The organism is Xanthomonas campestris pv. phormiicola (assembly GCA_025666215.1).
In the GTDB taxonomy this organism is placed as follows: domain Bacteria; phylum Pseudomonadota; class Gammaproteobacteria; order Xanthomonadales; family Xanthomonadaceae; genus Xanthomonas_A; species Xanthomonas_A campestris_A.
On sequence record CP102593.1, the window covers coordinates 3,230,889 to 3,257,037 of the forward strand.

Here is a 26,149-nt window from a genome sequence, read left to right on the forward strand (position 1 = left end):
GCTTGCCGCCGCCGCGTTCGGCCCTGACGTCGCGGCCCCGGCGTGGGATGATCGCGCCATGTCGCGCATCGCCTCCCCCCTGCTGCTTGCCGCCCTCCTGTTCCCCTCGCTGTGCAGCGCCGCCGAGGCGATTCCGATCCAGGGCTATACGGTCGTGCGCACCTATCCGCACGACACTGGCGCCTTCACCGAGGGCCTGCTCTATCTGCACGGACACCTGTACGAAAGCACCGGCGAACTCGGCCATTCCGGCGTGCGCAAGGTCGCCCTGGACAGCGGGCGCGTGCTGCAGCAGGTCGATACGCCGCCCCCGTACTACGGCGAAGGCATCGTGGCCTGGCACGACCGGCTGATCCAACTGACCTGGCGCAACCAGCAGGGCTTCGTCTACGACCTGTCCACGCTCGCCCTGCGAACCCGCTTCGCCTACGCCGGTGAGGGCTGGGCGCTGACCAGCGACGGCAGCAGCCTGTACATGAGCGATGGCACCGCCAGCATCCGCCGCCTCGATCCGCAGACGCTGCAGCAGGTCGGCAGCATCCAGGTCAGCGCGCGCGGCAAGCCGCTGGACAATCTCAACGAACTGGAATGGGTGAAGGGCGACCTGTTGGCGAACGTCTGGCTGACCTCGCGCATCGCACGAATCGATCCGGCCAGCGGCAAGGTGATCGCCTGGATCGACCTGCAAGCGCTGGTGCCGGCCGCCGAGACGCTGACCGATCCAGGCAACGACGTGCTCAACGGCATCGCCTACGACGCCGAACACGACCGTCTGTTCGTCACCGGCAAACGCTGGCCGAAGCTGTACGAAATCCGCCTGGCAGCGTTGCCGCACGCGGACGCCAAGGGCAACTGAGGCGCTTGCGGCAGCGGCGCTGGCACAGGCCGATGCGCGCATCGACGAGGACCGGCACCGCCCTGGTCCGCCGGCGGCGCCGTTTGCGCAAGCAAGAGAACGGATGGCGGCGGCGGCACATGCGCCATGCCGCCGGCGAAGCCGAGACTCCTGCGCCAGTTGCGACCATGGTCCCTTTTTAGGCGGAAGGTGGCGCGTAGGGCCAGACGCGGGTGCGGGCGACGCGCGTGCACCTGATTCCGCGAGACGCTTCGCGCCGTACCCTCACCCCAACCCTCTCCCGGCGGGAGAGGGGCTGACGCGGGCCGCATCGCTTCCTTCTTCCGTGGCGCACAGGCCGAATGAGGGTACTGGCGCAGGCCGCACTCTAATCGCCCAGCGTGAAGGTGTCGGCGTCGAGCATCGCCGGGAAGCGCGCGCGGTGCGCGGCCAGCGCCGTCGCCGAGATCGTGGTGGTGGCCACCTGCTCGCGCTCGCGGATCTCCAGCTGCGGCTGGCCGAGGAAGTCGATCACCGCGCTGTCGCCGGCATAGTGCAGGCCGTTGCCGTCCTCGCCGACGCGGTTGACCGCGGCCACGAAGCACAGGTTCTCGATCGCGCGCGCGCGCAGCAGCGTGCGCCACGGATAGGCGCGCGCCGACGGCCAGTTGGCGACGAAGATCTGCAGGTCGAAGTCGAGCTGGCCCGGGCGCTCGACGTCGTAGCGGTTGCGGCAGAACACCGGGAAGCGCAGGTCGTAGCAGACCTGCGGATTGATCCGCCAGCCCTTCCAGTCCACGCACAGCCGCTCGCGCCCGGCAGCATAGCGCTGGTGCTCGTTGGCGTAGCGGAACAGGTGGCGCTTGTCGTAGTGCTGCAGTGCGCCGTCGGGCGTGGCCCACAGCAGGCGGTTGAACACCTTTGCGGCGCCGTCCTCGCCGGGCACGCGCAACTGCACGCTGCCGGTCACCGCCGCGCCCAGCCGCGCCGCCTGCTCGCGGATCCAGGCCACGGTCGGCCCGTCCATGCCCTCGGCCTGGTCCAGCGCCTCGTTGGAGAAACCGCTGGTGAAGGTTTCCGGCAGGATCACCAGATCGGTCGCCCCGGCCAGCGGCGCCAGCAACTCGGCGTAGTGCGCGCGATTGCCGGCCGGATCGTGCCAGCGGGTGTCGCCTTGGATCAGGGAGATGCGTAGATCGGGGTTGGGGTGCATGGGGGTGTCCGGTTCGGAGGGGGCGGGACTCGGGACTGGGGACTGGGGACTGGGGACTCGTAAAAGCGGGGGTCGCCGATTCGGGCTCTTGATTCTACGAGTCCCGAGTCCCCGGTCCCGAATCCCGGCACGGCTCGTCAGAGACGCCGCAATCGCTCAATCGCCGCATCCAGCGTCGCTTCGTTCTTGGCGAAGCACAGCCGGGCCAGGCGCTGGCCCGGCGGCGGGGTCTGGTAGAACGGCGACAGCGGGATCGCCGCCACGCCCTTCTCGATGGTCAGCCACTTCACGAACTCGGTGTCGGGCAGGTCGCTGATGGCCGAGTAATCGACCAGCTGGAAGTAGCCGCCCGGCACCGGCAATGGCTTGAGCCGGGTGGTCAGCAACTGTTCGCGGAAGCGGTCGCGCTTGGCCTGGTAGAACGCACCGAGCTGTTCGTCGTGCTCGGGTTCGTCGCGGATCATCGCGGCGAAGGCGTACTGGGCCGGGCCGAAGCTGGTGAAGGTGTTGTACTGGTGGACCTTGCGGAATTCGGCGCTCAGCGCCGGCGGCGCGATCGCGTAGCCGATCTTCCAGCCGGTGCAGTGGTAGGTCTTGCCGAAGCTGGAGACGACGAAGGCGCGTTGGCGCAGTTCCGGCCAGCGCAGCACCGATTCGTGGCGGCGGCCGTCGAACACGATGTGCTCGTAGACCTCGTCGGAGATCAGGAAGATGTCGCTGCCGCGCAGCAGGTCGGCGACCGCCTGCAGGTCGTCGGCGCCGAGCATCGCGCCGGACGGGTTGTGCGGGCTGTTGAGGATCAGCAGCCGCGTGCGCGGGGTGATCGCCGCGCGCACCCGCTCCCAGTCCACCGCGAAGCTCTGCGGGTCCAGCGGCACGTGCACCGCACGCGCGCCGGCCAGGTCGATCGCCGGCTCGTAGCTGTCGTAGGCCGGGTCCAGCACGATCACCTCCTCGCCCGGCCGCACCACCGCGTGGATGGCGTTGAACAGCGCCTCGGTGGCGCCGCTGGTCACCGTGACCTCGGTGTCCGGATCGACCTGCGCGCCGTAGCAGCGCAGCGCCTTGCCGGCGATCGCCTGGCGCAGCACCGGCACCCCGGTCATCGGCGGATACTGGTTGTGGCCCTCGCGCATCGCCTGGGCGAGCGTGTCGATCAGCCGCGCCGGCGCGGCGAAGTCGGGAAAACCCTGGCCCAGGTTGACCGCACCGTGCTCGGCGGCCAGTTGCGACATCACGGTGAAGATGGTGGTGCCCACCTTGGGCAGCTTGGTCTGCGGGTGCATGCGTCCGGGTACGGGAGCGGGAAAGCGTCGAGTGTACGCAAAGGCGCTTGCCGGCGATGCGTCGTCGCCGCGCAAAACAGCGTTCTTCGCGCGGCCCACTGGGCCGGCGCCGCCGTCGCCGCGGCGGCGCCCGCGCCGGGCGGCCGCATGCCGATACAATGCGCGCCTTCCTGCACCCACCACCTGCCGCCGCGCCCGTCCCGGCGCGGCCCTCCGCCGATGACCGATCCGCTGCATTCCCCGCCGCCGCTGCTGGCCGCGCACGGGCTCACCTTCGCCCGCGACGACGCCGCCGTGTTCGGCCCGCTGGACTTCCATCTGGACGCGGGCGAGGCGCTGCTGGTGCAGGGCGACAACGGCGCCGGCAAGACCACCCTGCTGCGGGTGCTGGTCGGGCTGCTGCGCGCCGAGGCCGGGCGCATCGAGATCGACGGCCGCCCGGTGCGCCGCGGCGACCGCGCGCGCTACATGGCCTACCTGGGCCACCTGGGCGCGCTGAAGGCGGACCTGAGCACGCTGGAGAACCTGCACTACCTGTGCGGCCTGCAGGGCCGCCGCGCCAAGCAGATGCCGGGCAGCGCGCTGGCCATCGTCGGCCTGGCCGGCTACGAGGACACGCTGGTGCGGCAGCTGTCGGCCGGGCAGAAGAAGCGCCTGGCGCTGGCCCGTGTGTGGCTGTCGCCGGCGCCGCTGTGGCTGCTCGACGAGCCCTACGCCAACCTCGACCTGGACGGCATCACCCTGGTCAACCGGATGATCGCCGCGCACCTGCGCAGCGGCGGCGCGGCGCTGGTCACCACCCATGGCGCCTACGCCGCGCCGCCGGTGCGCACGCGCATGCTGAGCCTGAGCGGGGTGGCCGCATGAGCCTGGCCGCACCGGTGCCCTCGCTGTGGCAGGCCACCCGCGCGCTGTTGCTGCGCGACCTGCGCCTGCTGTGGCGGCGCCGCGGCGATGCGCTGCAACCGGCGCTGTTCGCGCTGCTGATCGTGGCCCTGTTCGCGCTGGCGCTGGGCAACCAGCCGCGCCTGCTCGGCGAGGTCGCCGGCGCCGCGCTGTGGCTGGCGGCGCTGCTGGCCGGACTGCTGGCGCTGGACAGCCTGTTCCGCGGCGACGCCGAGGACGGCTCGCTGGAACAGTGGCTGCTGGCGCCGGTGCCGCTGGCCTGGCTGGTGCTGGTGCGGGTGCTGCTGCACTGGCTGACCACCGCGCTGCCGCTGATCGTGGCCACCCCGCTGCTCGGCGAATTGCTGCACCTGCCGCATGACCGCATGCCGGTGCTGCTGGCATCGTTGGCGCTCGGCACGCCGCTGCTGAGCCTGATCGGCGCGGTGGTGGCGGCGCTGACGGTGAGCATGAAGCGCGCCGGGATCCTGGTCGCGCTGCTGGCGCTGCCGCTGTACGTGCCGGTGCTGGTGTTCGGCGCCGGCAGCGTGGCCGCGGCGGCGCAGGGCCTGGACCCCGACGGCGGCCTGCTGCTGCTGGCGGCCGGGCTGGTGCTGGGCCTGGTGCTGGCGCCGCTGGCGGCGGCGGCGGCGATCCGGATCTCGTTGAGTTGAGCCTGTTGGCGCAGCGCGCGCCGTCCCATCTGGTCTATTGTTGAACCGCTGTCGCCGCACCGACGCAAGCCCCCCCGCCCGCTAGAATCGACCGCATGTCCTCCGTCGTCCGCTGGTTCCACCAACTCGGTTCGCCCCCCGCCTTCGACCGCTTCGCCGCGCGCTGGACGCCGTGGTGCTATCTGGCCGCGCTGCTGCTGGGCGGGCTGGGGATCTGGCAGGCGCTGTTCGTGGTACCGGCCGACCGCCTGCAGAGCGACGCCTTCCGCATCCTCTACATCCACGTGCCCAGCGCCTGGATGAGCCTGTTCGTGTTCGCGCTGATGGCGCTGTACGCGGCGATCGCGCAGGTGTGGCGGATCAAGCTGTGCGAGGTGCTGGCGATGGCCTGCGCGCCGATCGGCGCCGCCTTCACCCTGATCACCCTGCTGACCGGCAGCATCTGGGGCAAGCCGATGTGGGGCGCGTGGTGGGACTGGGACCCGCGCCTGACCACCGAACTGATCCTGCTGTTCCTGTACATCGGGGTGATGGGCCTGTACCTGGCGATCGAGGACCGCCGCAACGCCGCGCGCGCGGCCGGGCTGCTGGCCATCGTCGGGGTGGTGCTGCTGCCGGTGATCCGCTATTCGGTGGTGTGGTGGAACTCGCTGCACCAGGGCCAGACCATCCGCCTGTTCGGCCAGTCGAGCATGGACCCGAGCATGCTGCCGCCGCTGTGGCTGATGCTGGCGGCGACCAAGTTCTGGTTCGCCGGCTCGCTGCTGGCGCGCGCGCGCGCCGACAACCTGCGTCGCGAGGCGGGCAAGGACTGGGTGGCGAAACTGGCGGAGACGCGCGCATGAACTACCTGCCCTACGTGGTCGGCGCCTATGCGGTGTTCGCCGGCGTGCTGCTCGCCGACTTCGTGCTGGCGCGGCTGCAGCTGCGCGGCGCCTTGCGCGCGGCGCGACTGCGCGCGCAACGCAAGCAGCAGCCCAAGCCCGACCCGGCCACGCTGGACCTGAGCCGATGACCCCGCAACGCAAGCGCCGCCTGCTGCTGTTGATGCTGCTGGTGCTGGCCGCCGGCCTGACCACCACGCTGGTGGCGATGGCCCTGCAGCGCAACACCGCCTATCTGTACACCCCGGCCGAAGTGCTGGCCGGCAAGACCGGCGAGCACGCGCGCTTCCGCCTCGGCGGCATGGTCGAGAAAGGCTCGTTCCAGCGCGCGCCCGGTTCGCTGCTGGCGCGGTTCCGGGTCACCGACGGCGATGCGCAGCTGACCGTCAGCTACGACCGGATCCTGCCCGACCTGTTCCGCGAAGGCCAGGCGGTGGTGGCTACCGGGCGCATGCACGACGGCGTGTTCGTGGCCGAGGACGTGCTGGCCAAGCACGACGAGACCTACATGCCCAAGGAACTGGAAGAGAAAATGGGCAGTGCGCACCGCAAGCACGCTGTGGCGGAGGCGGCGCGGTGAGCGGAGCGTTTCGCGGGACTCGGGACTCGGGACTCGGGACTCGTAACAGCAAGACCGCGCGCGGCCTGAGCGTTCGCTTTTCCGGGTCCCGAGTCCCGAGTCCCGAGTCCCGGCGCACACCCCATGCTCCCTGAACTCGGCCAGGTCCTGCTGATCCTCGCCCTGCTCGCCGCGCTGCTGCAGGCGGCAGTGCCGCTGGCCGGCGCGCACCGCGGCGACGCGCGCTGGATGGCGGTGGCGCGGCCGGCCGCGTTCGCGCAGCTGGCGCTGGTCGCCGGCGCCTTCGCGGCGCTGACCCATGCGTTCCTGGTGCAGGATTTCTCGGTGGCCTACGTGGCCGAGAACTCCAACTCGCTGCTGCCGCTGATCTATCGCTATTCGGCGGTGTGGGGCGCGCACGAAGGCTCGCTGCTGCTGTGGACGCTGATCCTGGCGCTGTGGACCGGCGCGGTGGCGCTGTGCTCGCGCAGCCTGCCGGCGCCGGTGGTGGCGCGGGTGATCGGCACGCTGGCGCTGGTCAGCCTGGGGTTTCTGGCGTTCCTGCTGTTCACCTCCAACCCGTTCGCGCGGCTGCTGCCGGCGCCGCTGGAAGGCCGCGACCTCAATCCGCTGCTGCAGGATCCGGGCCTGGTGATCCACCCACCGCTGCTGTACGCGGGCTACGTCGGCTTCGCGGTGCCGTTCGCGTTCGCGATCGCCGCGCTGCTCGACGGCCATGTCGATGCGCGCTGGCTGCGCTGGACGCGGCCATGGACCAACGTGGCCTGGGGCTTCCTGACCATCGGCATCGCGCTGGGCAGCTGGTGGGCGTACTACGAGCTGGGCTGGGGCGGCTGGTGGTTCTGGGACCCGGTGGAGAACGCCAGCTTCATGCCGTGGCTGGCCGGCGCGGCGCTGCTGCATTCGCAGGCGGTGACCGAAAAGCGCGGCAGCTTCACCGCGTGGACGCTGCTGCTGGCGATCGCCGCGTTCTCGCTGTCGCTGCTGGGCACGTTCCTGGTGCGCTCGGGCGTGTTGACCAGCGTGCACTCCTTCGCCGCCGATCCCGGCCGCGGGCTGTTCATCCTGGTGTTCCTGAGCCTGGTCTGCGGCGGTGCGCTGCTGCTGTACGCGCTGCGCGGCGGGCGCCTCGGCGCCGGCGCCGGCGACGCACGCCAGCGCTTCGCCGCGTCCTCGCGCGAGACCCTGCTGCTGGCCAACAACCTGCTGCTGACCTGCGCCTGCGCGATGGTGCTGCTGGGCACGCTGTATCCGCTGCTGGCCGACGCACTGGGGCTGGGCAAGCTGTCGGTCGGCCCGCCCTACTTCGGTACCCTGTTCGTGGTGCTGATGGCGCCGCTGGTGGCGCTGCTGCCGTTCGGTCCGCTGACCCGCTGGCAGCGCGAACAGCCGTCGCGGCCGCTGGCGCTGCTGGCGCCGTGGGCCGGGCTGGCGCTGCTGGCCGGCGTGCTCGGTTTCTTCCTGGCCCCGCAGGGACCGTGGAAGACCGCCGCCGGCGTGGCCGGCGCGGCCTGGGTGCTGCTCGGCACCGCGCGCTTCGTGTGGAGCCGCTTGCAGCTCAAGGGCAGCCGCTTCACCGCCGAGATGCTGGGCATGACCCTGGCGCATGCCGGCATCGCGGTGTTCCTGACCGGCGCGCTGCTGGTGGAAGCGCTGGACCAGCAACGCGAAGTGGCGCTGGCGCCGGGGCAGAGCCTGCAGATGGGCCGCTACCGCTTCGAATTCCAGAGCCTGGACCAGATCCGCGGCCCCAACTATCTGTCCGAACGCGCGCACGTGCAGGTGCTGCGCGACGACCGTCCGCTGGCGCTGCTGCATCCGGAAAAGCGCGTCTACGCCAGCGGCGGGCAGAGCCTGAGCGAGGCCGGCATCCATCCCGGCCTGTTCGGCGACGTCTATATCGCCCTGGGCGAACCGCTGGGCGGCAACGCCTGGGCGATGCGCCTGCATGTCAAACCGTTCGTTCGCTGGATCTGGCTCGGCGCGGCGCTGATGGCGCTGGGCGGCTTCGTCACCGCCGGCGACCGGCGCTTCCGTCGTTCCCCGGAGAAATCCTGATGTCCGCTCCCGCTCCCCGCCGCCTGCCGCTGCCCGCCATCGTGCTCGGTGCCCTGTTCTTCCTCGGCCTGCTGGCGCTGATGTTCTATGCGGTGCAACGTTCCGGGGTGGCCGATCGCGATGCGCTGCCGTCGGCGCTGATCGGCAAGCCGGCGCCGGCGTTCGACCTGCCGGTGCTGCACGACGCCTCGCTCCGCGTGCGCAGCGCCGAACTGCGCGGTGCGCCGTATGTGCTCAACGTGTGGGGCAGCTGGTGCGCCACCTGCCGCGAGGAACACCCGGTGCTGACCCGCTTCGCGCTGACCAAGCGCGTGCGGGTGATCGGCTACGACTGGAAGGACACCCGCGAAGACGCGCTGCACTGGCTGGAGCAGTTGGGCAATCCGTTCTTCGTGGTGCTGTTCGATCCGGACGGACGCACCGCGATCGACTGGGGAGTGGCCGCGGCGCCGGAGACCTTCCTGGTCGACGCGCGCGGCGTGGTGCGCTGGAAGCATTCCGGTGCGTTGACCGACCAGATCGTGCGGGACGAACTGCTGCCGGCGCTGCTGCAGGCCGAACGCGACGCGCCGACCGCCAGGCAGGGCCGGGCCGCACCGTGACGCGCCGTTGGCTCGCGCTGCTGCTGGTGCTGCTGGCGTGCGCCGGGCACGCCGGCGCGCAGCCGGTGGCCGACCCGACCCCGCTGGCGTACCGCTCCGCGGCCGAGGAAGCGCGCTTCCATGCACTGACCGCCGAACTGCGCTGCGTGCAGTGCCAGAACCAGTCGCTGGCCGACTCGCATGCGCAGATCGCGCTGGACCTGCGCCGCGAAGTGCTGCAACTGATGCAGCAGGGGCGTTCGGACGCGCAGATCAAGCGCTTCCTGGTCGATCGCTACGGCGAGTTCGTGCTGTACCGGCCGCAGGTGGAAGCGCGCACCTGGCTGCTGTGGTTCGGGCCGTTGCTGCTGCTCGGCGCCGGCGCACTGGGCCTGGTCTGGATCGTGCGCCGCCGCGCACCGGCCGGCGCTGCGCCGCCGGCGCAGGACGAACAGGAATGGTGAGGCGATGCTGAGCTGGGGCATGCATGCCGCCGTCGCGGTCCTGGCCGCGCTGGTGTTCGGCGCGGTGCTGTGGCCGTTGCGGCGCGGCCGCGGCGGCACGCTGCTGCTCGCCGTTGCGGCGCTGGCGCTGGGCGTGGCCGCCGCCGCGCTGTATGCGCTGGTCGGCTCGCCGCGCGCGCTGCAGGCGCAGAATCGCGAGGCGCCACGCAATCTGGAAGACGGCGTGGCGCAGCTGCAGGCGGCGCTGGCCAAGGATCCAGGTCGCGCCGAAGGCTGGGCGCTGCTGGCGCGCTCGCAGATGTCGCTGGGCCGCCCCGGCGAGGCCGCCGCCGCGTTCGCACGCGCGGTGCAGCTGGCGCCGGACGAAGCGCAGTGGCTGGTGCAGGCGGCCGAAGCGCGCGCGCTGGCCACGCCGCAGCGCCAGTTCGACGCGCAAGGCGTCGCCTGGCTGCGGCATGCCTTGCAGGTCGAACCGAACAACGAGCGTGCCGCCTGGTTCCTGGGCATCGCGCAGCGCCAGCGCGGCCAGCACGCCGAGGCCGCGGCGACCTGGGAGGCGCTGCTGCCGCGCGTGGATGCGGCCACCGCCGCCGCGCTGCGCCCGCAGATCGACGCCGCGCGCGCCGATGCCGGGTTGCCGGCGCTGCCCGCCGCTGTGCCAGCCGCAACGGCGACGGCCGCGGCAAGCGCAATGGCCGCGCCGAACCCCAGCGCCGCGTCGGCACCCGCCGCTGCCGGCACGCTCACCGTTGCGGTGTCGCTGGATCCAGGATTCGCCGCACGCGTGCGCCTGCGCGGCGACGCCAGCGTGTTCGTCATCGCACGCGTGCCCGGCGGCCCGCCGATGCCGGTCGCGGTGCAGAAACATGCGCTGCAATCGCTGCCGCTGCGCGTGACCCTGAGCGACAGCGACAGCCCGATGCCGACGCAGAAGCTGTCGCAACTCAAGCAGGTGCAGGTGCTGGCGCGGCTCTCCAACAGCGGCAACGCGATGCGCCAGGAAGGCGACCTGGAATCGGCACCGGTGACGGTGACGCTGCCGACGGCGACACCGGTGGAGTTGGTGATCGGGAAGCCGTGAGGCAGCCCACGCGGATTTTTCCTGTAGGAGCGCTGGCCATTGCGCGCTTCGTCTTCGCATCTTCCTTTTCCTTCGCTACGCCGCACGCACGCCGCGTCCGCTGCGGCACGGCTAGAATCGGCGCATGACCGAATTCATTCCTCCCGGCAGCCGCTTCCTCGCCCTGCCCTCGCCGTTCCCGATGAAGCGCGGCGGCCAGCTGCGCGATGCGCGCGTCGCCTACGAGACCTGGGGCACGCTGGCGGCGGACCGCGGCAACGCGATCCTGATCGTCACCGGCCTGTCGCCCGACGCGCATGCCGCCGCGCATGCCGACGATCCCAGCCCCGGCTGGTGGGAGGCGATGCTCGGCGCCGGCAAGCCGATCGACACGCAGCGCTGGTTCGTGATCTGCGTGAATTCGCTGGGCAGCTGCAAGGGCTCGACCGGCCCGGCCTCGCCGCATCCGGACGACGCGCAGCCGTATCGCCTGCGCTTCCCGGAACTGTCGATCGAGGACGTCGCCGACGCCGCCGCGCACGTGGTGCGCGCGCTGGGCATCGAGCGGCTGGCGTGCGTGATCGGCAACTCGATGGGCGGCATGACCGCACTGGCGCTGCTGCGCCGGCACCCGCGGCTGGCGCGCAGCCACATCAACATCTCCGGCAGCGCGCAGGCCTTGCCGTTCTCGATCGCGATCCGCTCGCTGCAGCGCGAGGCGATCCGCCTGGATCCGAACTGGAACGGCGGCGACTACGACGAGGCCACCTATCCCGAGTCGGGCATGCGCATGGCGCGCAAGCTGGGCGTCATCACCTACCGTTCGGCACTGGAATGGGATGGCCGCTTCGGCCGCGTGCGGCTGGATTCGGACCAGGCCGACGACGATCCGTTCGGCCTGGAATTCCAGGTCGAAAGCTATCTGGAAGGCCACGCGCGGCGCTTCGTGCGCCGCTTCGATCCGAACTGCTATCTGTACCTGAGCCGCTCGATGGACTGGTTCGACCTGGCCGAATACGCCGGCGGCGACGTGCTCGCCGGACTGGCGACGATCCGCGTCGAACGCGCGCTGGCGATCGGCGCCAACACCGACATCCTGTTCCCGGTGCAACAGCAGCAGCAGATCGCCGACGGCCTGCGCGCCGGCGGCGCCGAGGCGCAGTTCCTGGGCCTGGACTCGCCGCAGGGACACGATGCGTTCCTGGTCGATTTCGCGCGCTTCGGGCCGGCGGTGAAGGGGTTCCTGGACGCGCTGTAGGCGGTCGCGGCGCGCTGCGTCGTTGCGCGCAGGCGGATGCGTCACCGCTACGTTCGTCGCGACTGAAGGGCACCTCTAATAACCCCAAAAAACTCGACTAAAACGCTCGCAAGTCATTGATGCGCATAGTGCGAAATTTTTAGAATCGAGGTTATTAGAGGTGCCCTGAAGTCGCTCCCACAGGAAGGCTGCTGCACGCGCAGGAGCTGGATGCTTTGTGAGCGGGCTTCAGTCCGACATGTGCCGCCCTTGTGGGAGGGACTTCAGTCCCGACTGCATCCACCCTCAGCGCATGCGCCGCTCCGATCATCGTCGGCGCTGCCCGCGATGCTACGGCTCGGCCTGCAACCGCCCCTGCTGCAAGCGGTAGCGCGTATGCACCACGCCCTCCGGCAGCGCGTCGTGGCTGATCAGCAGCAGGCTGCGCTGGCCGAGCGCGCTGGTCAGGTCGCGCAGCAAGGCCTGCGCGGTGTCCACATCCAGGCCTTCGGTGGGTTCGTCCAGCACCAGCAGCGGCGCGTTGCGCAGCAGCGCGCGGGCCAGGGCCAGGCGCCGCGCCTGGCCGGCGGACATGGTCGCGCCGTTCTCGCCCAGCCAGGCATCCAGGCCGCCGACTTCGTGCAGCCACGCGTCCAGGCGCACGTCGGCCAGCGCGCGCTGCAAGGTGGCGTCGTCGGCATCGATCGCGCCCAGGCGCAGGTTGTCGCGCACGCTGCCGGCGAACACCGGCGCGCCTTGCGGCAGCCAGGCGATGCGCTGGTGCCACTGTTCCTGGGCCAGCTCGCGCAGGTCCACGCCGGCATAACGGACACTGCCCTGCTGCGGATCCCACAAGCGCAGCAGCAGCGCCGACAAGGTGGTCTTGCCGCTGCCGCTGTCGCCGCAGATGGCCACGCGCTCGCCCGGCGCGATGCGCAGGTCGATGCCGTCGAGCACGTGCCGGGTCTGGCCGGGCCAGGCGAAGGCGACCGCGTCGAACTGCACGTCGCCGGAGGCGGGCAACGGCTGCGGCTGCGCGCGGTCGGCGACCGGCGCGCCCTGCCCGGCGATCGCCTGCAGCCGCTGCGCGGCGACGCGTCCGGACTGCAGCGCCTGCCAGGCCAGGCCGGCGCCGGCCCAGACCTCGAGCAGGGCCACGGTCAGGAAGATCAGCCCGGCCGCCTGCTCGGCGCCGATCAGCTCGGCCCGCGCCGCGCCCAGCGCCAGCCACAGCATCGCCAGCAAACCCAGCGCGGCGCACAGCGCGTGCAACGCATTGCCGCCGATCAGGCGCTGCCGCTGCCGGCGGTCCTGCGCGCGCAGCTCGTGCGCACTGGCGTCCACGCGCGCGATCCAGTCGGCCTGCGCGTCCAGCGCGGCCAGGTCGGCGGCGCCTTCCAGGCCTTCGTAGGCCAGCGTGCGCAGCGTCTCGCGCTGCTGCGCGCGGCGCTGCTCGCGGATGCGGCCGCCGCGCGCGACCACCCACGGCACGCCGGCGCCGATCGCCAGCGCCAGCACTGCCAGCACCAACGCCGCCGGCCAGTAGATCGCGGCTGCCGCGGCCACGCCGGCCACGCCGATGCCAAGCAAGGCGACCAGCGGCCCCAAGGCGCGTACCACGAGCCCGTCGACCTCGCCGATATCGGACATCAGGCGCGCCAGCAGTTCGCCGGTGCGGCTGGCGCCGAGCCTGGCCGGCGCCAGCGGCAGCGCGCGGCGGAAGAACCACACGCGCAGGTCGCGGGCGATGCGCAAGGTGGCGTCGTGGCCGACCAGCTTTTCGCCGTAGCGCGAGGCGATGCGGGCGAAGGTCAGCGCGCGGATGCCGGCCGAGGGCGAGAAGAAGTTGAAGCCGCTGCCCATGCCGGCCACGCCGGCCAGCGCCGCGGCGGTCAGGAAGCCGCCGGACAGGCCGAGCAGGCCGACCCCGGCCAGCATCGTGCACGACAGCAGCAGCGCGGTCAGCAGCAGGCGGCCGGAGTGGCGGCCGAACACGCTGCGCAGGTCGTCGCGCGCCGGGCCGCTCATGGCGCGGCTCCGATCGCGTCGTCCACCGCCACGCGCGCCGGCAGCCGCAGCACGCTGTCGGCCCAGCGCATCGCCGCCTCGCTGTGGGTGGCGACGATCACGCCGCGGCCGTGGCTGAAGGCGGCCAGGCTGCGCAGCAGTTCGGCCTCGGTGTCCGGATCGAGGAAGGCGGTGGGTTCGTCGAGCAGCCACAGTTCCGGATCGCGCAGCAGCAACCGCGCCAGGCCGATGCGCCGCGCCTCGCCGCCGGACAGGCCGAAGCCGCGTTCGCCGATCATGGTGTCCAGGCCCAACGGCAACCGCGCGGCGAAGCGCATGACCTGCGCCGCCTCGGCCGCGGCCTGCAGTTGCGCGACGCTGGCCTGCGGCGCGGCCAGGCGCAGGTTGTCGGCGATGCTGCCGTGGAACAGGTACGGACGTTGCCCGGCGTAGCCGACGCGCAAGCCGGGCCGCAGTTGCAGGCTGCCGGCGCGCGGCGGCAGCCAGCCGGCCAGCGCTTCGAGCAGCGTGCTCTTGCCGCTGCCGCTGGGTCCGACCAGGGCCAGGCGCTGGCCGGGCTGCAGGCTGAAGGACAGATCGCGCAGCGCATCGCAGCGCGCGCCTTGCGGGCGCAGCGTCAGGCCCTCGGCGCGCAGCAGCGTCTGCTCATGAGCCGCTGGCGCCGCCATCGCCGTGCGCACTGCAGGGACTGCTGGCACTGCAAGCATCGCGGGCGTTGCAGGCACTGCGGACGCTGCAGGCGATGTGGGCATTGTGGGCTCACCAGGCGCTGCAGGCGTCGCAGAAGCAGGCAGCGCAGGCGACACTGGCCCCAACGTCGCAGGCGGCGGCGTGGCCGCAGCGAGCGACGCCTCAGGCAGTGCCACCGATGCCGCCGCATCCGGCAACTCGCCAAGCAGGCGTTCCACCTCGGCCGCCGCCGCCAGCGCATTGGCGCGGTCGTGATAGTGCGCGGCCAGGCGCCGCAGCGGCGCGTAGAACTCCGGCGCCAGCAGCAGGCAGAACACGCCCACGCCCAGGCTCGGCACCACCGCGTGCAGCGCGATCATGCCCAGGTAGCTCAGGCCCAGGTACATCGCCACCATCGCCACGCTGACCGAGGCGAAGAACTCGAGCACGGTCGAGGACAGGAAGGCGATACGCAGCACTTTCAGGGTGCGTTCGCGCACGCCCTCGGCGGCGGCGGCGATGCCGCGCAGTTCGTCCTCGCCGCGGCCGTACAGGCGCAGCAGGCCCAGGCCCTTGAGCCGGTCGGCGAAATGCCCGCCCATCCGCGCCAGCTCGCGCAGCTGGCGGCGGCCGGCGGCTTCGGCGCCCCAGCCCACCAGCATCATGAAGATCGGCACCAACGGCGCGGTGAACAGCAACAGCAGGCCCACCACCCAGTCGCTCCAGCCGACCGCGAGCAGGATCAGCAGCGGCACCACGCTCACTTCCAGCCGCGCCGGCTGGTAGCCGGCGTAGTAGCCGTCCAGCGCATCGCCGTGCGCCAGCAGCAATTCGCCCAGTTCGCCGTTGCGTTGGCCGCGCAGCCACAGCGGGCCGCGCTGCAGCAGGCGCCGGTACACGCGCCGGCGCAGTTCGACCTTCGCCGCATCGGCGACATCGCCGGCCGCGCCCTGCGCGCAGGCGCCGAGCAGCGCGCGCACCACCAGCATCAGCGCCAGCAGCGCGAAGGCGGGCAGCGCCTGCTGCCGCTCACCGCCCTCCACCAGCAAGGCCTGCAGCAACCAGGCGATAGCGCCGGCCTGCACGATCAGCAGCGCGCCGGACAGGCTGATCGCCAGCGCCGCCACGCGCTGGCGCCCGCGCGCCGCGCTGGCCAGCGACGCCAGCCAGCGCACGCGTTGCTGCCGCAGGTGCGGCGACTCGGCAGGCGATGCGGCGGACGACTCGGCAGGATCGGTCAAAACGGGCTCGGCGCGGCGAACAGGCCGCCATTGTAAGGCGGCATCCCGGTCGGGACCGCCGCGTGCCGCCACGATGCCGATCCCCGCCGGCGCGGACATTGATCTGAATCAAGGCCGAACTCGCCATGGAAGCGGAACATCGCCTTCAACCTACCGCCACCCGGCCACCCAGATGCGCATTTTCCACGAGGTAGCACAGCCATGATCGACACCACTGTCGTAGAGCTGTCGCGGCTGCAGTTCGCCATGACCGCGATGTACCACTTCCTGTTCGTTCCGCTCACCCTCGGCCTGTCGTTCATGATCGCGATCATGGAGAGCGTGTTCGTCATGACCCGCAAGGAGGTCTGGCGGCGCATGGCGCTGTTCTGGGGCGTGCTGTTCGGCATCAACTTCGCGATGGGCGTGGCCACCGGCATCGTGATGGAATTCCAGTTCGGCATGAACTGGTCGTACTACAGCCACTACGTCGGCGACATCTTCGGCGCGCCGCTGGCGATCGAGGGGCTGATGGCGTTCTTCCTGGAAGCCACCTTCATCGGCCTGTTCTTCTTCGGCTGGAACAAGCTCTCGCCGGTCAAGCACCTGATGGTGACCTGGCTGATGGCGCTGGGCACCAACCTGTCGGCGGTGTGGATCCTGATCGCCAACGGCTGGATGCAGAACCCGACCGGCGCGGTGTTCAACCCGGACACGATGCGCATGGAAGTGGTCGATTTCATGGCGGTGGTGTTCAACCCGGTGGCGCAGGCCAAGTTCGTGCACACGGTCAGCGCCGGCTACGTCACCGGCGCGGTGTTCGTGATGTCGATCAGCGCGCTGTTCCTGCTGCGCGGCACGCACCGCGACATCGCCCGGCGCTCGTTCGCGGTGGCCGCCGCGTTCGGCCTGGCGTCCTCGCTGTCGGTGGTGGTGCTCGGCGACGAGAGCGGCTACGCCGCCAACGAACACCAGAAGATGAAGCTGGCCGCGATCGAGGCGATGTGGGAGACCGAGCAGGCGCCGGCCGACTTCACCGCCTTCGGCATCCCCAACCAGGCCACCGGCAAGAACGACTACGCGATCAAGGTGCCGTACCTGATGGGCCTGGTCGCCACGCGCTCGCTGGACACGCCGATTCCCGGCATCCTGGAATTGGTCGGCCGCGCCGAACACCGCATCCGCGGCGGCCAGATCGCCTACGGCGCGCTGCAACGGCTCAAGGCCGACCGCAACGACGTGCAGGCGCGCGAGGTGTTCGACCGCCACTGGCAGGACCTGGGCCATGGCCTGCTGCTCAAGCGCTACCGCGACGACATCCTCAATGCCACGCCGGAAGAAATCTCCAAGGCCGCGCTCGACACCGTGCCGCGCGTGCTGCCGCTGTTCTGGACGTTCCGGGTCATGGCCGGCCTGGGCTTCTACCTGATCGCCTTCTTCATCGCCGCGATGTGGTTCTCGTGCAAGCACACCTTCGAGCACAAGCGCTGGTTCCTGACGCTGGCGCTGTGGACCCTGCCGGCGCCGTGGATCGCGATCGAATGCGGCTGGTTCGTGGCCGAGTACGGCCGCCAGCCGTGGGCGGTGGAAGGCGTGCTGCCGACGTTCTACGCCGCCTCCGGCCTGGCCCTGCACGAGATCCTGATCACCCTGGCCGGCTTCGTGGCGATCTACACCACGCTGCTGGTCATCGAGATCAAGCTGATGCTCAAGGCGATCCGCAAGGGCCCGGACGATCTGCCCGCGCTGCTGCAGCCGACCCCGCGCCCCGCCGCGCCCCTTGCCGCCCCTGCGGCCGCCGGTCAACTCTGATCCCGGCAGGAGAATGACGATGGACTTCATTGCATTGGACTACACCACGCTGCGCGTGATCTGGTGGCTGCTGCTCGGCATCCTGCTGATCGGTTTCGCGGTGATGGACGGTTTCGACCTGGGCGTCGGCGCGCTGCTGCCGTTCGTGGCCAGGAACGACGCCGAACGCCGGCTGGTGGTCAACACCATCGGCCCGGTCTGGGAGGGCAACCAGGTCTGGCTGGTGCTCGGCGGCGGCGCGATCTTCGCCGCCTGGCCGCCGCTGTACGCGGTCAGCTTCTCCGGCTTCTACCTGGCCATGTTCGTGATCCTGTTCGCGCTGATCCTGCGCCCGGTCGGGTTCAAGTTCCGCGGCAAGCTGCCCAGCCAGCGCTGGCGCAACGGCTGGGACTGGGCGCTGTTCGTCGGCGGCGTCATCCCGGCGCTGATCATGGGCGTGGCGGTGGGCAACGTGGTGCTGGGCGTGCCGTTCCATTTCGACGACACCCTGCGGGTGTTCTACACCGGCAGTTTCTTCGGTCTGCTGATGCCGTTCGCGCTGCTCGCCGGCCTGCTCAGCGTGAGCATGCTGGTGGCGCACGGCGCGGCGATGCTGGTGCTGAAGACCGACGGCCCGGTGGCCGAGCGCGCGGCCCGCTACGGCAGCGTGGCGGCGCTGCTGGCCTGCGCGCTGTTCGCCGCCGGCGGCGTGTGGGTGGCGCTGGGCCTGCCCGGCTACGCGGTGACCTCGCCGGTGGTCACCGACGGCGCCACCAACCCGCTGCTGAAGACCGCGGTGCTCGGCGAGGTCGGCGGCTGGATGCACAACTACCAGGCGATGCCGCTGACCGCACTGGCGCCGGCGGCCGGCCTGCTCGGCCTGCTGCTGAGCGCGGTGCTGCTGCGCAAGCGGCGCGGCGGCCTGGCCTTCATCGCCTCGGGCGCGGCCATCGCCGGCATCATCCTCACCGTCGGCTTTGCGATCTTCCCGTTCCTGCTGCCCTCCTCCAGCCAGCCCGGCTCCAGCCTGACCGTGTGGGACGCCTCCAGCAGCCACCTGACCCTGTGGATCATGCTGCTGGCCACGGTGCTGTTCCTGCCGATCGTGCTCGGCTACACCACCTGGGTGTACCGGGTGCTGAAGGGCAAGGTCACCGCCGAATCGCTGGACGACAACCCCAACGCGTACTGAGCGCGTTCACCCCGATCGCATAGGAGTTTGCACCATGTGGTATTTCGCCTGGATTCTCGGTGTCGGCCTGGCCTCCACCGCCGCCATCCTCAACGGCATGTGGTTCGAGGCACGCGAGGGCGCCGCCCCTGACGTCAAGGACTGAAATTTTTTCGCAAAGGATCTTGCCGAATGCGGGTGACCCCCGTATCATGTGCGGCTCCTTCGGGGTGTAGCTCAGTCTGGTAGAGCGCTACGTTCGGGACGTAGAGGTCGCAGGTTCGAATCCTGTCTCCCCGACCAGTTTCACGGTCACAAGAAGCCTGGAAAACCAACGTTTTCCGGGTTTTTTTGTGTCTGCGGCATGGCGCCGCGCGCTTGCGCTGCGCGCTCGGGGTGACAGTGGCCTCGGCTGCCGCGATCCGAGGCCGACATCGCGCCCGCACCGCCGGGCGGGCTGACGCTCGATGCCTCCACTCCATCCGATCGTGCAGGCCCATGCAGGCATGTCCGACTCGCGGCAGGCACCGCCTCGGCGGCGCATGCCTGCTGCCGGATTGGATCTAGCGCGATGCAACACCGGCATGGCGTGCGCGACGCATGCGACGCGCATCCGTGCGCTGCTGCATCACTGCCGAGAAAGGCCGCGGCGGCCCCTCGCGCGCCGCGGACGACGCGCTCAGCGCACCGGCAGACTGATGTAGCTCGCCTGCTGCGGCGTGTGCCAGATGCGCTGCGTGGCCTTCTGGTAATCGCCCGGCTTGGCGAAGTAGATGTTGGGCACGTAGGTCTGCGGGTTGCGGTCGTACAGCGGGAACAGGCTGGACTGCACCTGCACCATCACCCGGTGGCCGCGCTGGAAGGTGTGGTTGGCGGTGGGCAGGCCGAACGTGTACGCCAGCGGCTGGTTCGGCGCGATCGGCCTGGGCGTTTCGAAACTCTCGCGGTAGCGGCCGCGGAAGATCGCCATCGACACCGCCAGTTCGTAGCCGCCCAGCTTCGGATCGGAAGCCATTTCGTCCGGATACACGTCGATCAGCTTCACCACCCAGTCGCTGTCGCTGCCGCTGGTGGAGGCCTGCAGGTGCACCTCGGGCACGCCGGCGATGCTGAGCGGCGCATCCAGCGGTTCGCTGACGAAGGTCAGCACGTCGGGGCGGCCGTCGACGAAACGCTGGTCGTGCACCAGCCAGGTGGTCCACATGTCGCGATCGCCGAAATCGACCGGGCGCGGCACGAACGGCACCGGCTTGGCCGGGTCGGACACGTACTCCTCGTAGTCGCCCTGCCCGGCCACCGGCGCGTCGAACGACAGCGTGCCGCCGGCGGCCAGGTACAGCGGCCTGCTGCGCGCCGCGCAGCCCTGCGCGCAGCTGCGCGGCCAGCTCTGCAGGCGATCCCAGTGGTTCTCGCCGGTGTTGTAGATGAACACCGGCGGCGTGTCGGCCTTGGCCGCGCCATCGACCAGGTACTGGTCGAAGAACGGCTTGAGCACGTCGCGGCGGAACTGCAGCGCGGTGTCGCCGTCGAACTTCAGCGCGCCCAGCGCCGAGCCGTCGTAGTTGACCTGGCTGTGTCGCCACGGCCCCATCACCAGGTAGTTCCTGTCGTTGCCGGCATCGCGCGGCTCCATCGCCTGGTAGCTGTGGATCGCGCCCCACATGTCCTCCTGGTCCCACAGGCCCTGCAGCCACATCGTCGGCACCTTCAGCGGGGTGCGCGCCATGACCTTGTCCAGCGCCTGCTGCTGCCAGAAGCTGTCGTAGGCCGGGTGCTCGGTGAGCTTGTGCCACCACGGCAACTGCTCCAGGCCCGCGGCCTTGGCGTAGTCGCCGGCCGAGCCGGCGCGCAGGAAGTTGCTGTAGTCGTCGTGGCCGTGGCGCGGGATGCCGCTGCCCTTGCCGCGCTGGGTCAGCTGGCCGGTGAAGTAGTCGAAGTTGACCTGGCGGAAGGCGCCGTAGTTGAGCCAGTCGTCGCCCATCCAGCCGTCGATCATCGGGCTTTCCGGCGCGGCCACCTTCAGCGCCGGATGCGGATCGGTCAGCGCCATGACCACGGTGAAGCCTTCGTAGGACGAGCCGATCATGCCGACCTTGCCGTTGGACTCGTGCACGTTCTTGACCAGCCAGTCGATGGTGTCCCAGGCGTCGGTGGCGTGGTCGACCTTGCTGCCGTTGAGCGGCCCGCGCAGCGGCCGGGTCATCACGTAGTCGCCCTCGGAGCCGTACTTGCCGCGGATGTCCTGGAACACGCGGATGTAGCCGCCATCGACGAACACCTCGTCGCCCTGCGGCAACAGGTCGCGCATGTGCGGCGAGGCCAGCCGGCTGGCGCGGCCGCTGGCGTCGTAGGGCGTGCGCGTCAGCAGCATCGGCGCATGCTGCGCGCCCTTGGGCAGCACGATCACGGTGTGCAGCTTGACCCCGTCGCGCATCGGGATCATCACCTCGCGCTTGACGTAGTCGTTGGCCTCGGTCGGCGCGACGAAGGCCTTGCCGGTGATGTCGGGCGTCATCGGCGCGGTCTGCGCCTGGGCGGCGGCGGCCAGCGCGGCGGCAATCACGGTGACGAGCAAGCGGGCGGCGATGGGACGCATGGAACCTCCGGACAGTGAGACCGCGACTGTAGGCGCAACCGCGGCCCGTACGGAAGTGTCGGCACGCGCCGCAGGCGGTCGCGCGTGTCCATCCGCGGTCGCGACGCGTGCGCGCCAGGACACGCGCATGGCGGCATCCGCCATGAGACCGGCCAGGCTGCCGCCAGCGCCGCGGGCGGTTGCGGACATGCGCGACGCCATCCGCGCAAGCGCACCGGAAACCGCCCGCAATGGCTTCCCTGCAGCGCGCACGGCAGGTACAACGATGCTTCTGCCCATCGCCGCAGCCACGCGCGGGGCGCCTGCGAGACCCGACACGATGAGCGACTCCGAGCACGCGCTTGGCAATGCGGCGCGCCGCGCATTCCTCAGGCAGGGCGGCGCCCTGGCCGCCATGCTGCCGCTGCTGGGCCTGCCGGCCTTCGGCCGCGCGCTGGCCGCGCCGCTGCGCCCGTCCAGCTCGCCGCTGCTGCCGCCGGCGCAGGCGCTGCGCATGCGCTACGCCAGCCCGGCCAGCGAGGCCGACCTGCTGCGGCAAGGCCTGCCGATCGGCAACGGCCGGCTGGGCGCGCTGGTCGGCGGCGCGCCCGAGCGCGACGTCCTGTACCTGTCCGACGCCAGCCTGTGGACCGGCGGCCGCAACGATGTGCTCGACGCGCAGGGCCAGTTTCCCTACGACAAGGACAGCTTCGGCAGCTTCGTGATGCTGGCCAAGCTGTATCTGGAGCTGGACGGACACGCGCCGGCGCAGCTGCGCGACTACGCACGCGAACTGGACCTGAGCAACGGTTGCATGCGCGCGCGCTACACGCTGGGTGCCGCGCGGTTCACCCGCACCGTGTTCGCCAGCCATCCCGACGATGCCATCGTGATCCAGCTGGAGCAACGCGGCGGTGGCCTTCACAGCGGCCGGCTGCGGCTGGTCAGCGCGCACGCCGCGCCGGTGCAAGGCGATGCCGGCGGGCAGCTGGGTTTCTCCGGCACGCTGGCCAATGGCCTGCGCCATGGCGCGAGCGTGCAACTGGTCGCCGCCGACGGCAGCGTGGAACTGCGCGGCGACACGCTGCACTTCCGCGACTGCAGTGCGCTGCGCATCATCGTGTGCGGCGGCAGCAACTACGTGCCCGACCTGGCCAGGAACTACCGCGATCCGCACCTGGATCCGCGGGCCCTGGCCCGGCAGCGCTGCGCCGCGGCGGCGGCGCTCGCGCCCGAGGCCTTGCTGTACACCCACGTGGCCGACCACCGCGCCCTGTTCGACAGCATGCAGGTGGAGCTGGGCCGCTCCAGCGCGGCGCAGCGCAAGCTCGATCTATGGGAGCGGCTGCAGGCGCGCGCCGCCGCGGACACGCCCGATCCGGAACTGGAAGCGCTGTACCTGCAGTTCGGCCGCTACCTGACCGTCGCCGCCTCGCGCGATGCGCTGCCGATCAACCTGCAGGGGCTGTGGCTGGAGAACAACGATCCGCCGTGGATGAGCGATTACCACAGCGACGTCAATCTGCAGATGAACTACTGGCTGACCGACGCGGCCGGGCTGAGCCCGTGCTTCGACGCGCTCGCCCGCTACTGCCTGGCGCAGCTGCCGGCGTGGACGCAGATCACCCAGGCGCACTTCAACGACCCGCGCAACCGCTTCCGCAACACCTCCGGCAAGGTCGCCGGCTGGGCCGTGGCGTTCTCGACCAACCCGTTCGGCGGCAGCGGCTGGTCCTGGCACCCGGGCGGCAACGCCTGGCTGTGCGACAGCCTGTGGCAGCACTACGAATACACCCAGGACCGCGCCTACCTGGCGCGGATCTACCCGCTGCTCAAGGGCGCCTGCGAATTCTGGCAGGCGCGGCTGATCGCGCTGGAGGTCCCCGGCCCCGATGGGCGCCCGCACACGCGCCTGGTCGACGACCACGACTGGTCGCCCGAGCATGGCCCGGAGGACGCACGCGGCATCGCCTATGCGCAGGAACTGGCCTGGAACCTGTTCGGCCAATACCGCCAGGCCAGTGCGCTGCTCGAACGCGATGCGGCCTATGCGACGACCATCGCCGAACTGCAGCAGCGCCTGTACCTGCCGCAGATCAGCCCGCGCAGTGGGCAACTGCAGGAATGGATGTCGCCCGAGGACCTGGGCGAGCCGCACCACCGCCACCTGTCGCCACTGATAGGGCTGTATCCCGGCCATCGCCTGCATCCGGACCTGGCGCAGTCCGAGCAGGTCGCCGCGGCACGCAAGCTGCTGGAGGCGCGCGGCATGCACAGCTTCGGCTGGGCCTGCGCCTGGCGCGCGCTGTGCTGGGCGCGGCTGGGCGAGGCCGAGCGCGCCTATGCCCTGGTCGCGACCAACCTCAAGCCGTCGATCGTGCACAGCAACGGCACCGCGCCGAACTTCTTCGACATCTACGACCTCAGCCAGCACGGCGATCCCACGCTGGGCGGCGTGTTCCAGATCGACGCCAACTTCGGCACGCCCACCGCGATGCTGGAGATGCTGCTGTACTCGCGGCCCGGGCATATCGCGCTGTTGCCGGCGCTGCCCAAGGCCTGGGCCGAACACGGCCGGGTCAGCGGCATCGGCGCGCGCGGCGGCTTCGTGGTGGACCTGGAATGGCGCGCCGGCAAGGCCACGCGGATCGCGCTGCGCAGCGTCGGCGGCACGCGCACCGAGCTTGCGTTCAACGGCACGCGGCGCATGGTGGAGCTGGCGCATGGCGCAACCATGCGCGCGCTCTGAGACATTCGCAGATGACGGCGTACGGCATGCCGCCCGGTCAGCCCAGCCGGATGCCGGGTCCCATCACGGCGACGAACCACAGGCTCGCCAACACGCCAGCGATACGCCACGCCATGCCGAGCCGCAGCGCACCGCGTTCGGCCAGCGCCACAGGCAGCGATGCGGGCAGCGCCAGCATGCCTGCCATGGCCAGGAATCCAGTCGCCACGCCGGAACTGAACACCAGCGTCCAGCTGATCGGGTTGAACAGCGCGCCGAGTGTGAGCAACGCGCCGAAGCCGAGATAGGACACGCGGCAGGCACGCGTGGCTTCATCGGCAGACAGCACGCCATCGGCGCACAGCGTTGCCAACCCCGATGCGGCCATGCGGATGGCGGCCCAGTAGCCGAGCACGCCGGCAATGCCCAATGGGATCCGCCATGCCGCAGGATGGGCAACGCCGGCAAACACCGTCGCCCAGTCGCCGCTGCCCAGCAGCGCCGAATAGACCAGATAGGCCACCGCATTGAACAGATTAAAGGTGCCGACCACCCAGGCGACATAACGCCACGACGGCGGCAGGCCAGCGCTGCGCGCCAGCAACAGCGTGAGCGCGGCGCACAGATTGAACGCCGGGCCAGCCAAGGCAATCCAGGGTGAGGTGCCGACGCTGCTCAGACCGATGGTCGAGATCTGCTGCAAGCTTACGCCTGGCGTGAACATCGCGACCACAGTGTGCGCAAGCTCGTGTCCGGCATCGCCGACCACACCGGCCAGCGCGGCAACGGAAAGCAGCGACAAGGTGCCCAGGCCAGCATGGCGTGGCTGCATCTCAGTGCCGCACCTGGCCCTCGCCGCGCACCACGAAGCGCTCCACGGTCAGCGCTTCCAGGCCCATCGGGCCATAGGCGTGCAGGCGCGTGGTGGAGATGCCGATCTCCGCGCCCAGGCCGAGTTCGCCGCCGTCGGAAAAGCGCGAGGAGGCGTTGACCATCACCACCGCCGCGCGCAAGGCCTGCACGAACGCCTCGGCGTTGGCCGCATCGGCGGTGGCGATGACTTCGGTGTGGTCCGAGCCGTAGTGGCGGATGTGCGCGATCGCGACGGCCAGGTCCGGCACCACGCGGATCGCCAGGATCAGGTCGAGGTATTCGGCGGCGTAGTCGGCGTCGCTGGCCGCGTCGATGTCCGGCAGCAGGTCGCGGCTGGCGTCGTCGCCGCGCAGGACCACCCCGCGCTGCCGCAGCGCCTGCGCCGCCAGCGGCAGGAAGCGCGCGGCGACGTCGGCGTGCACCAGCAGCGTCTCCAGCGAATTGCACGCGGCCGGGCGCGTGGTCTTGCCGTCCACCAGCAGCTTCACCGCCAGCTCCAGGTCCGCCGAGGCGTCCACGAACAGATGGCACACGCCCTTGTAGTGCTTGATCACCGGCACCCGCGCGTGCTCGGCGACGAAGCGGATCAGGCCCTCGCCGCCGCGCGGGATCGCCAGGTCGACGATGTCGTTGAGCTGCAGCAGTTCCAGCATGGTCTCGCGGCGCAGGTCCTCGACCAGGGTCAAGGCGTCCTCGCCGAGCCCGGCCTCGCGCAGCGCGCGCCGCAACGAAGCGGCAATGGCGGTGTTGGAATGGATCGCCTCCGAGCCGCCGCGCAGGATCACCCCGTTGCCGGCCTTGATGCACAGCGCCGCGGCATCGGCGGTGACGTTCGGGCGCGCCTCGTAGATCATCGCGATCACGCCCAGCGGCACCCGCACCTTCTGCACGCGGATGCCGTTCGGACGCACGTCGTCGCGGGTGACCTGGCCGACCGGATCGGGCAGCGCCGCCACCTCGCGCAAGGCCGCGGCGACGCCGGCCAGGCGCTTGCCGTCCAGCGCGAGCCGGTCAAGCATGGCGCTGCCGACGTCCTTGGCCCGCGCCGCCTCCAGGTCGCGCGCATTGGCGGCGAGGATCGCCTCCGCATCCGCCTCCAGCGCCGCCGCCATCGCCTCCAGCAAGGCCTGCTTGGCCGCGGACGACAGCTGCGCCAGCGCCTGCGCGGCGTCGCGGCATTGCAGGGCTTGGGTTCGGATGGTGCTCATCGGTTATTCCAGTTATGTCGGGGCTCGGGGCTCGGGGCTCGGGGCTCGGGGCTCGGGGCTCGGAAAGGCTGCGCGGGCGGTGGGGCTTGTCAAGTCATCGAAGCGGAAAGCGTCGGACAGGTTCTCGCA

General features: G+C 70.8%; 22 protein-coding genes and 1 tRNA gene. 16 read left to right on the forward strand and 7 right to left on the reverse strand.

The features are described from left to right. The first annotated feature begins 58 nt into the window (after positions 1-58). Positions 59-856 (forward strand): glutaminyl-peptide cyclotransferase, encoded by a 798-nt coding sequence (locus NRY95_13390; protein ID UYC14730.1) that lies wholly within the window; start codon positions 59-61, stop codon positions 854-856. Positions 857-1,223: 367 nt separating this feature from the next. On the opposite strand, the gene NRY95_13395 is transcribed toward NRY95_13390, so the two are convergent. Together NRY95_13395 and NRY95_13400 are read right to left on the reverse strand one after the other, a co-directional pair. Next, complete coding sequence (locus NRY95_13395) at positions 1,224-2,048, reverse strand: amidohydrolase (protein ID UYC14731.1); 825 nt, start codon at positions 2,046-2,048, stop codon at positions 1,224-1,226. A 137-nt stretch (positions 2,049-2,185) separates the two neighbouring features. After that, positions 2,186-3,334: a pyridoxal phosphate-dependent aminotransferase gene (locus NRY95_13400; GenBank protein ID UYC14732.1), complete on the reverse strand. Its 1,149-nt coding sequence runs from the start codon at positions 3,332-3,334 to the stop codon at positions 2,186-2,188. 219 nt (positions 3,335-3,553) lie between these two features. On the opposite strand from NRY95_13400, the gene ccmA reads away from it, so the two are divergent. The 10 genes from ccmA to NRY95_13450 all read left to right on the forward strand — a co-directional run bounded on the left by ccmA (position 3,554) and on the right by NRY95_13450 (position 11,778). Beyond that, complete coding sequence (ccmA, locus tag NRY95_13405; protein UYC14733.1) at positions 3,554-4,201, forward strand: heme ABC exporter ATP-binding protein CcmA; 648 nt, start codon at positions 3,554-3,556, stop codon at positions 4,199-4,201. Then, positions 4,198-4,893: a heme exporter protein CcmB gene (ccmB, locus tag NRY95_13410; GenBank protein UYC14734.1), complete on the forward strand. Its 696-nt coding sequence runs from the start codon at positions 4,198-4,200 to the stop codon at positions 4,891-4,893. The genes ccmA and ccmB overlap by 4 nt, the downstream gene beginning before the upstream one ends. 95 nt (positions 4,894-4,988) lie before the next feature. Then, positions 4,989-5,738 (forward strand): heme ABC transporter permease CcmC, encoded by a 750-nt coding sequence (gene ccmC, locus NRY95_13415; protein ID UYC14735.1) that lies wholly within the window; start codon positions 4,989-4,991, stop codon positions 5,736-5,738. Further along, on the forward strand, positions 5,735-5,908 hold the full coding sequence (locus tag NRY95_13420; protein ID UYC14736.1) for a heme exporter protein CcmD: 174 nt from the start codon (positions 5,735-5,737) through the stop codon (positions 5,906-5,908). Before ccmC ends, NRY95_13420 begins: the two co-directional genes overlap by 4 nt. Continuing rightward, positions 5,905-6,357: a cytochrome c maturation protein CcmE gene (gene ccmE / locus NRY95_13425; GenBank protein UYC14737.1), complete on the forward strand. Its 453-nt coding sequence runs from the start codon at positions 5,905-5,907 to the stop codon at positions 6,355-6,357. Before NRY95_13420 ends, ccmE begins: the two co-directional genes overlap by 4 nt. Before the next feature lie 123 nt (positions 6,358-6,480). After that, a complete protein-coding gene (locus tag NRY95_13430; GenBank protein ID UYC14738.1) occupies positions 6,481-8,415 on the forward strand; it encodes a heme lyase CcmF/NrfE family subunit in 1,935 nt (644 codons plus the stop codon). Then, entirely contained in the window at positions 8,412-9,017 is a 606-nt protein-coding gene (locus NRY95_13435) for a DsbE family thiol:disulfide interchange protein (protein ID UYC18588.1), read from the forward strand. The genes NRY95_13430 and NRY95_13435 overlap by 4 nt, the downstream gene beginning before the upstream one ends. Continuing rightward, positions 9,014-9,460, forward strand: coding sequence for a cytochrome c-type biogenesis protein CcmH (locus tag NRY95_13440; protein ID UYC14739.1), 447 nt, complete (start codon positions 9,014-9,016; stop codon positions 9,458-9,460). The genes NRY95_13435 and NRY95_13440 overlap by 4 nt, the downstream gene beginning before the upstream one ends. Before the next feature lie 4 nt (positions 9,461-9,464). Then, positions 9,465-10,541, forward strand: a complete 1,077-nt coding sequence (locus NRY95_13445) for a tetratricopeptide repeat protein (GenBank protein ID UYC14740.1) — start codon at positions 9,465-9,467, stop codon at positions 10,539-10,541. A 124-nt stretch (positions 10,542-10,665) separates the two neighbouring features. Then, positions 10,666-11,778 (forward strand): homoserine O-acetyltransferase, encoded by a 1,113-nt coding sequence (locus NRY95_13450; GenBank protein UYC14741.1) that lies wholly within the window; start codon positions 10,666-10,668, stop codon positions 11,776-11,778. 330 nt (positions 11,779-12,108) lie between these two features. Here NRY95_13450 and cydC read toward each other — a convergent pair whose 3' ends face one another. Both cydC and NRY95_13460 read right to left on the reverse strand, forming a co-directional pair. After that, positions 12,109-13,785 carry a thiol reductant ABC exporter subunit CydC gene (cydC, locus tag NRY95_13455; GenBank protein UYC14742.1) on the reverse strand — a complete coding sequence of 559 codons (1,677 nt, stop codon included), beginning with the start codon at positions 13,783-13,785 and terminating at the stop codon, positions 12,109-12,111. Further along, positions 13,782-15,695: an ATP-binding cassette domain-containing protein gene (locus tag NRY95_13460; protein ID UYC14743.1), complete on the reverse strand. Its 1,914-nt coding sequence runs from the start codon at positions 15,693-15,695 to the stop codon at positions 13,782-13,784. Before NRY95_13460 ends, cydC begins: the two co-directional genes overlap by 4 nt. Positions 15,696-15,896: 201 nt before the next feature. Here NRY95_13460 and NRY95_13465 point away from each other — a divergent pair, with 201 nt between their 5' ends. From NRY95_13465 to NRY95_13480, 4 genes are all read left to right on the forward strand, one after another. Continuing rightward, a complete protein-coding gene (locus NRY95_13465) occupies positions 15,897-17,486 on the forward strand; it encodes a cytochrome ubiquinol oxidase subunit I (protein UYC14744.1) in 1,590 nt (529 codons plus the stop codon). A gap of 19 nt (positions 17,487-17,505) precedes the next feature. Then, positions 17,506-18,657 carry a cytochrome d ubiquinol oxidase subunit II gene (gene cydB / locus NRY95_13470; protein UYC14745.1) on the forward strand — a complete coding sequence of 384 codons (1,152 nt, stop codon included), beginning with the start codon at positions 17,506-17,508 and terminating at the stop codon, positions 18,655-18,657. A gap of 34 nt (positions 18,658-18,691) precedes the next feature. After that, positions 18,692-18,802, forward strand: coding sequence for a cytochrome bd-I oxidase subunit CydX (gene cydX, locus NRY95_13475; GenBank protein ID UYC14746.1), 111 nt, complete (start codon positions 18,692-18,694; stop codon positions 18,800-18,802). Positions 18,803-18,862: 60 nt separating this feature from the next. Next, a tRNA-Pro gene (locus NRY95_13480) sits at positions 18,863-18,939 on the forward strand. 376 nt (positions 18,940-19,315) lie between these two features. Here the strand turns inward: NRY95_13480 and NRY95_13485 are convergent. Continuing rightward, positions 19,316-21,232, reverse strand: coding sequence for a CocE/NonD family hydrolase (locus NRY95_13485; protein ID UYC14747.1), 1,917 nt, complete (start codon positions 21,230-21,232; stop codon positions 19,316-19,318). 319 nt (positions 21,233-21,551) lie between these two features. On the opposite strand from NRY95_13485, the gene NRY95_13490 reads away from it, so the two are divergent. Then, on the forward strand, positions 21,552-23,960 hold the full coding sequence (locus tag NRY95_13490) for a glycoside hydrolase family 95 protein (protein ID UYC14748.1): 2,409 nt from the start codon (positions 21,552-21,554) through the stop codon (positions 23,958-23,960). 37 nt (positions 23,961-23,997) lie between these two features. Here NRY95_13490 and NRY95_13495 read toward each other — a convergent pair whose 3' ends face one another. Together NRY95_13495 and NRY95_13500 are read right to left on the reverse strand one after the other, a co-directional pair. Next, positions 23,998-24,771 (reverse strand): hypothetical protein, encoded by a 774-nt coding sequence (locus tag NRY95_13495; protein UYC14749.1) that lies wholly within the window; start codon positions 24,769-24,771, stop codon positions 23,998-24,000. Position 24,772: 1 nt separating this feature from the next. Then, positions 24,773-26,020 carry a glutamate-5-semialdehyde dehydrogenase gene (locus tag NRY95_13500; protein UYC14750.1) on the reverse strand — a complete coding sequence of 416 codons (1,248 nt, stop codon included), beginning with the start codon at positions 26,018-26,020 and terminating at the stop codon, positions 24,773-24,775. Between the last annotated feature and the right edge of the window lie 129 nt (positions 26,021-26,149).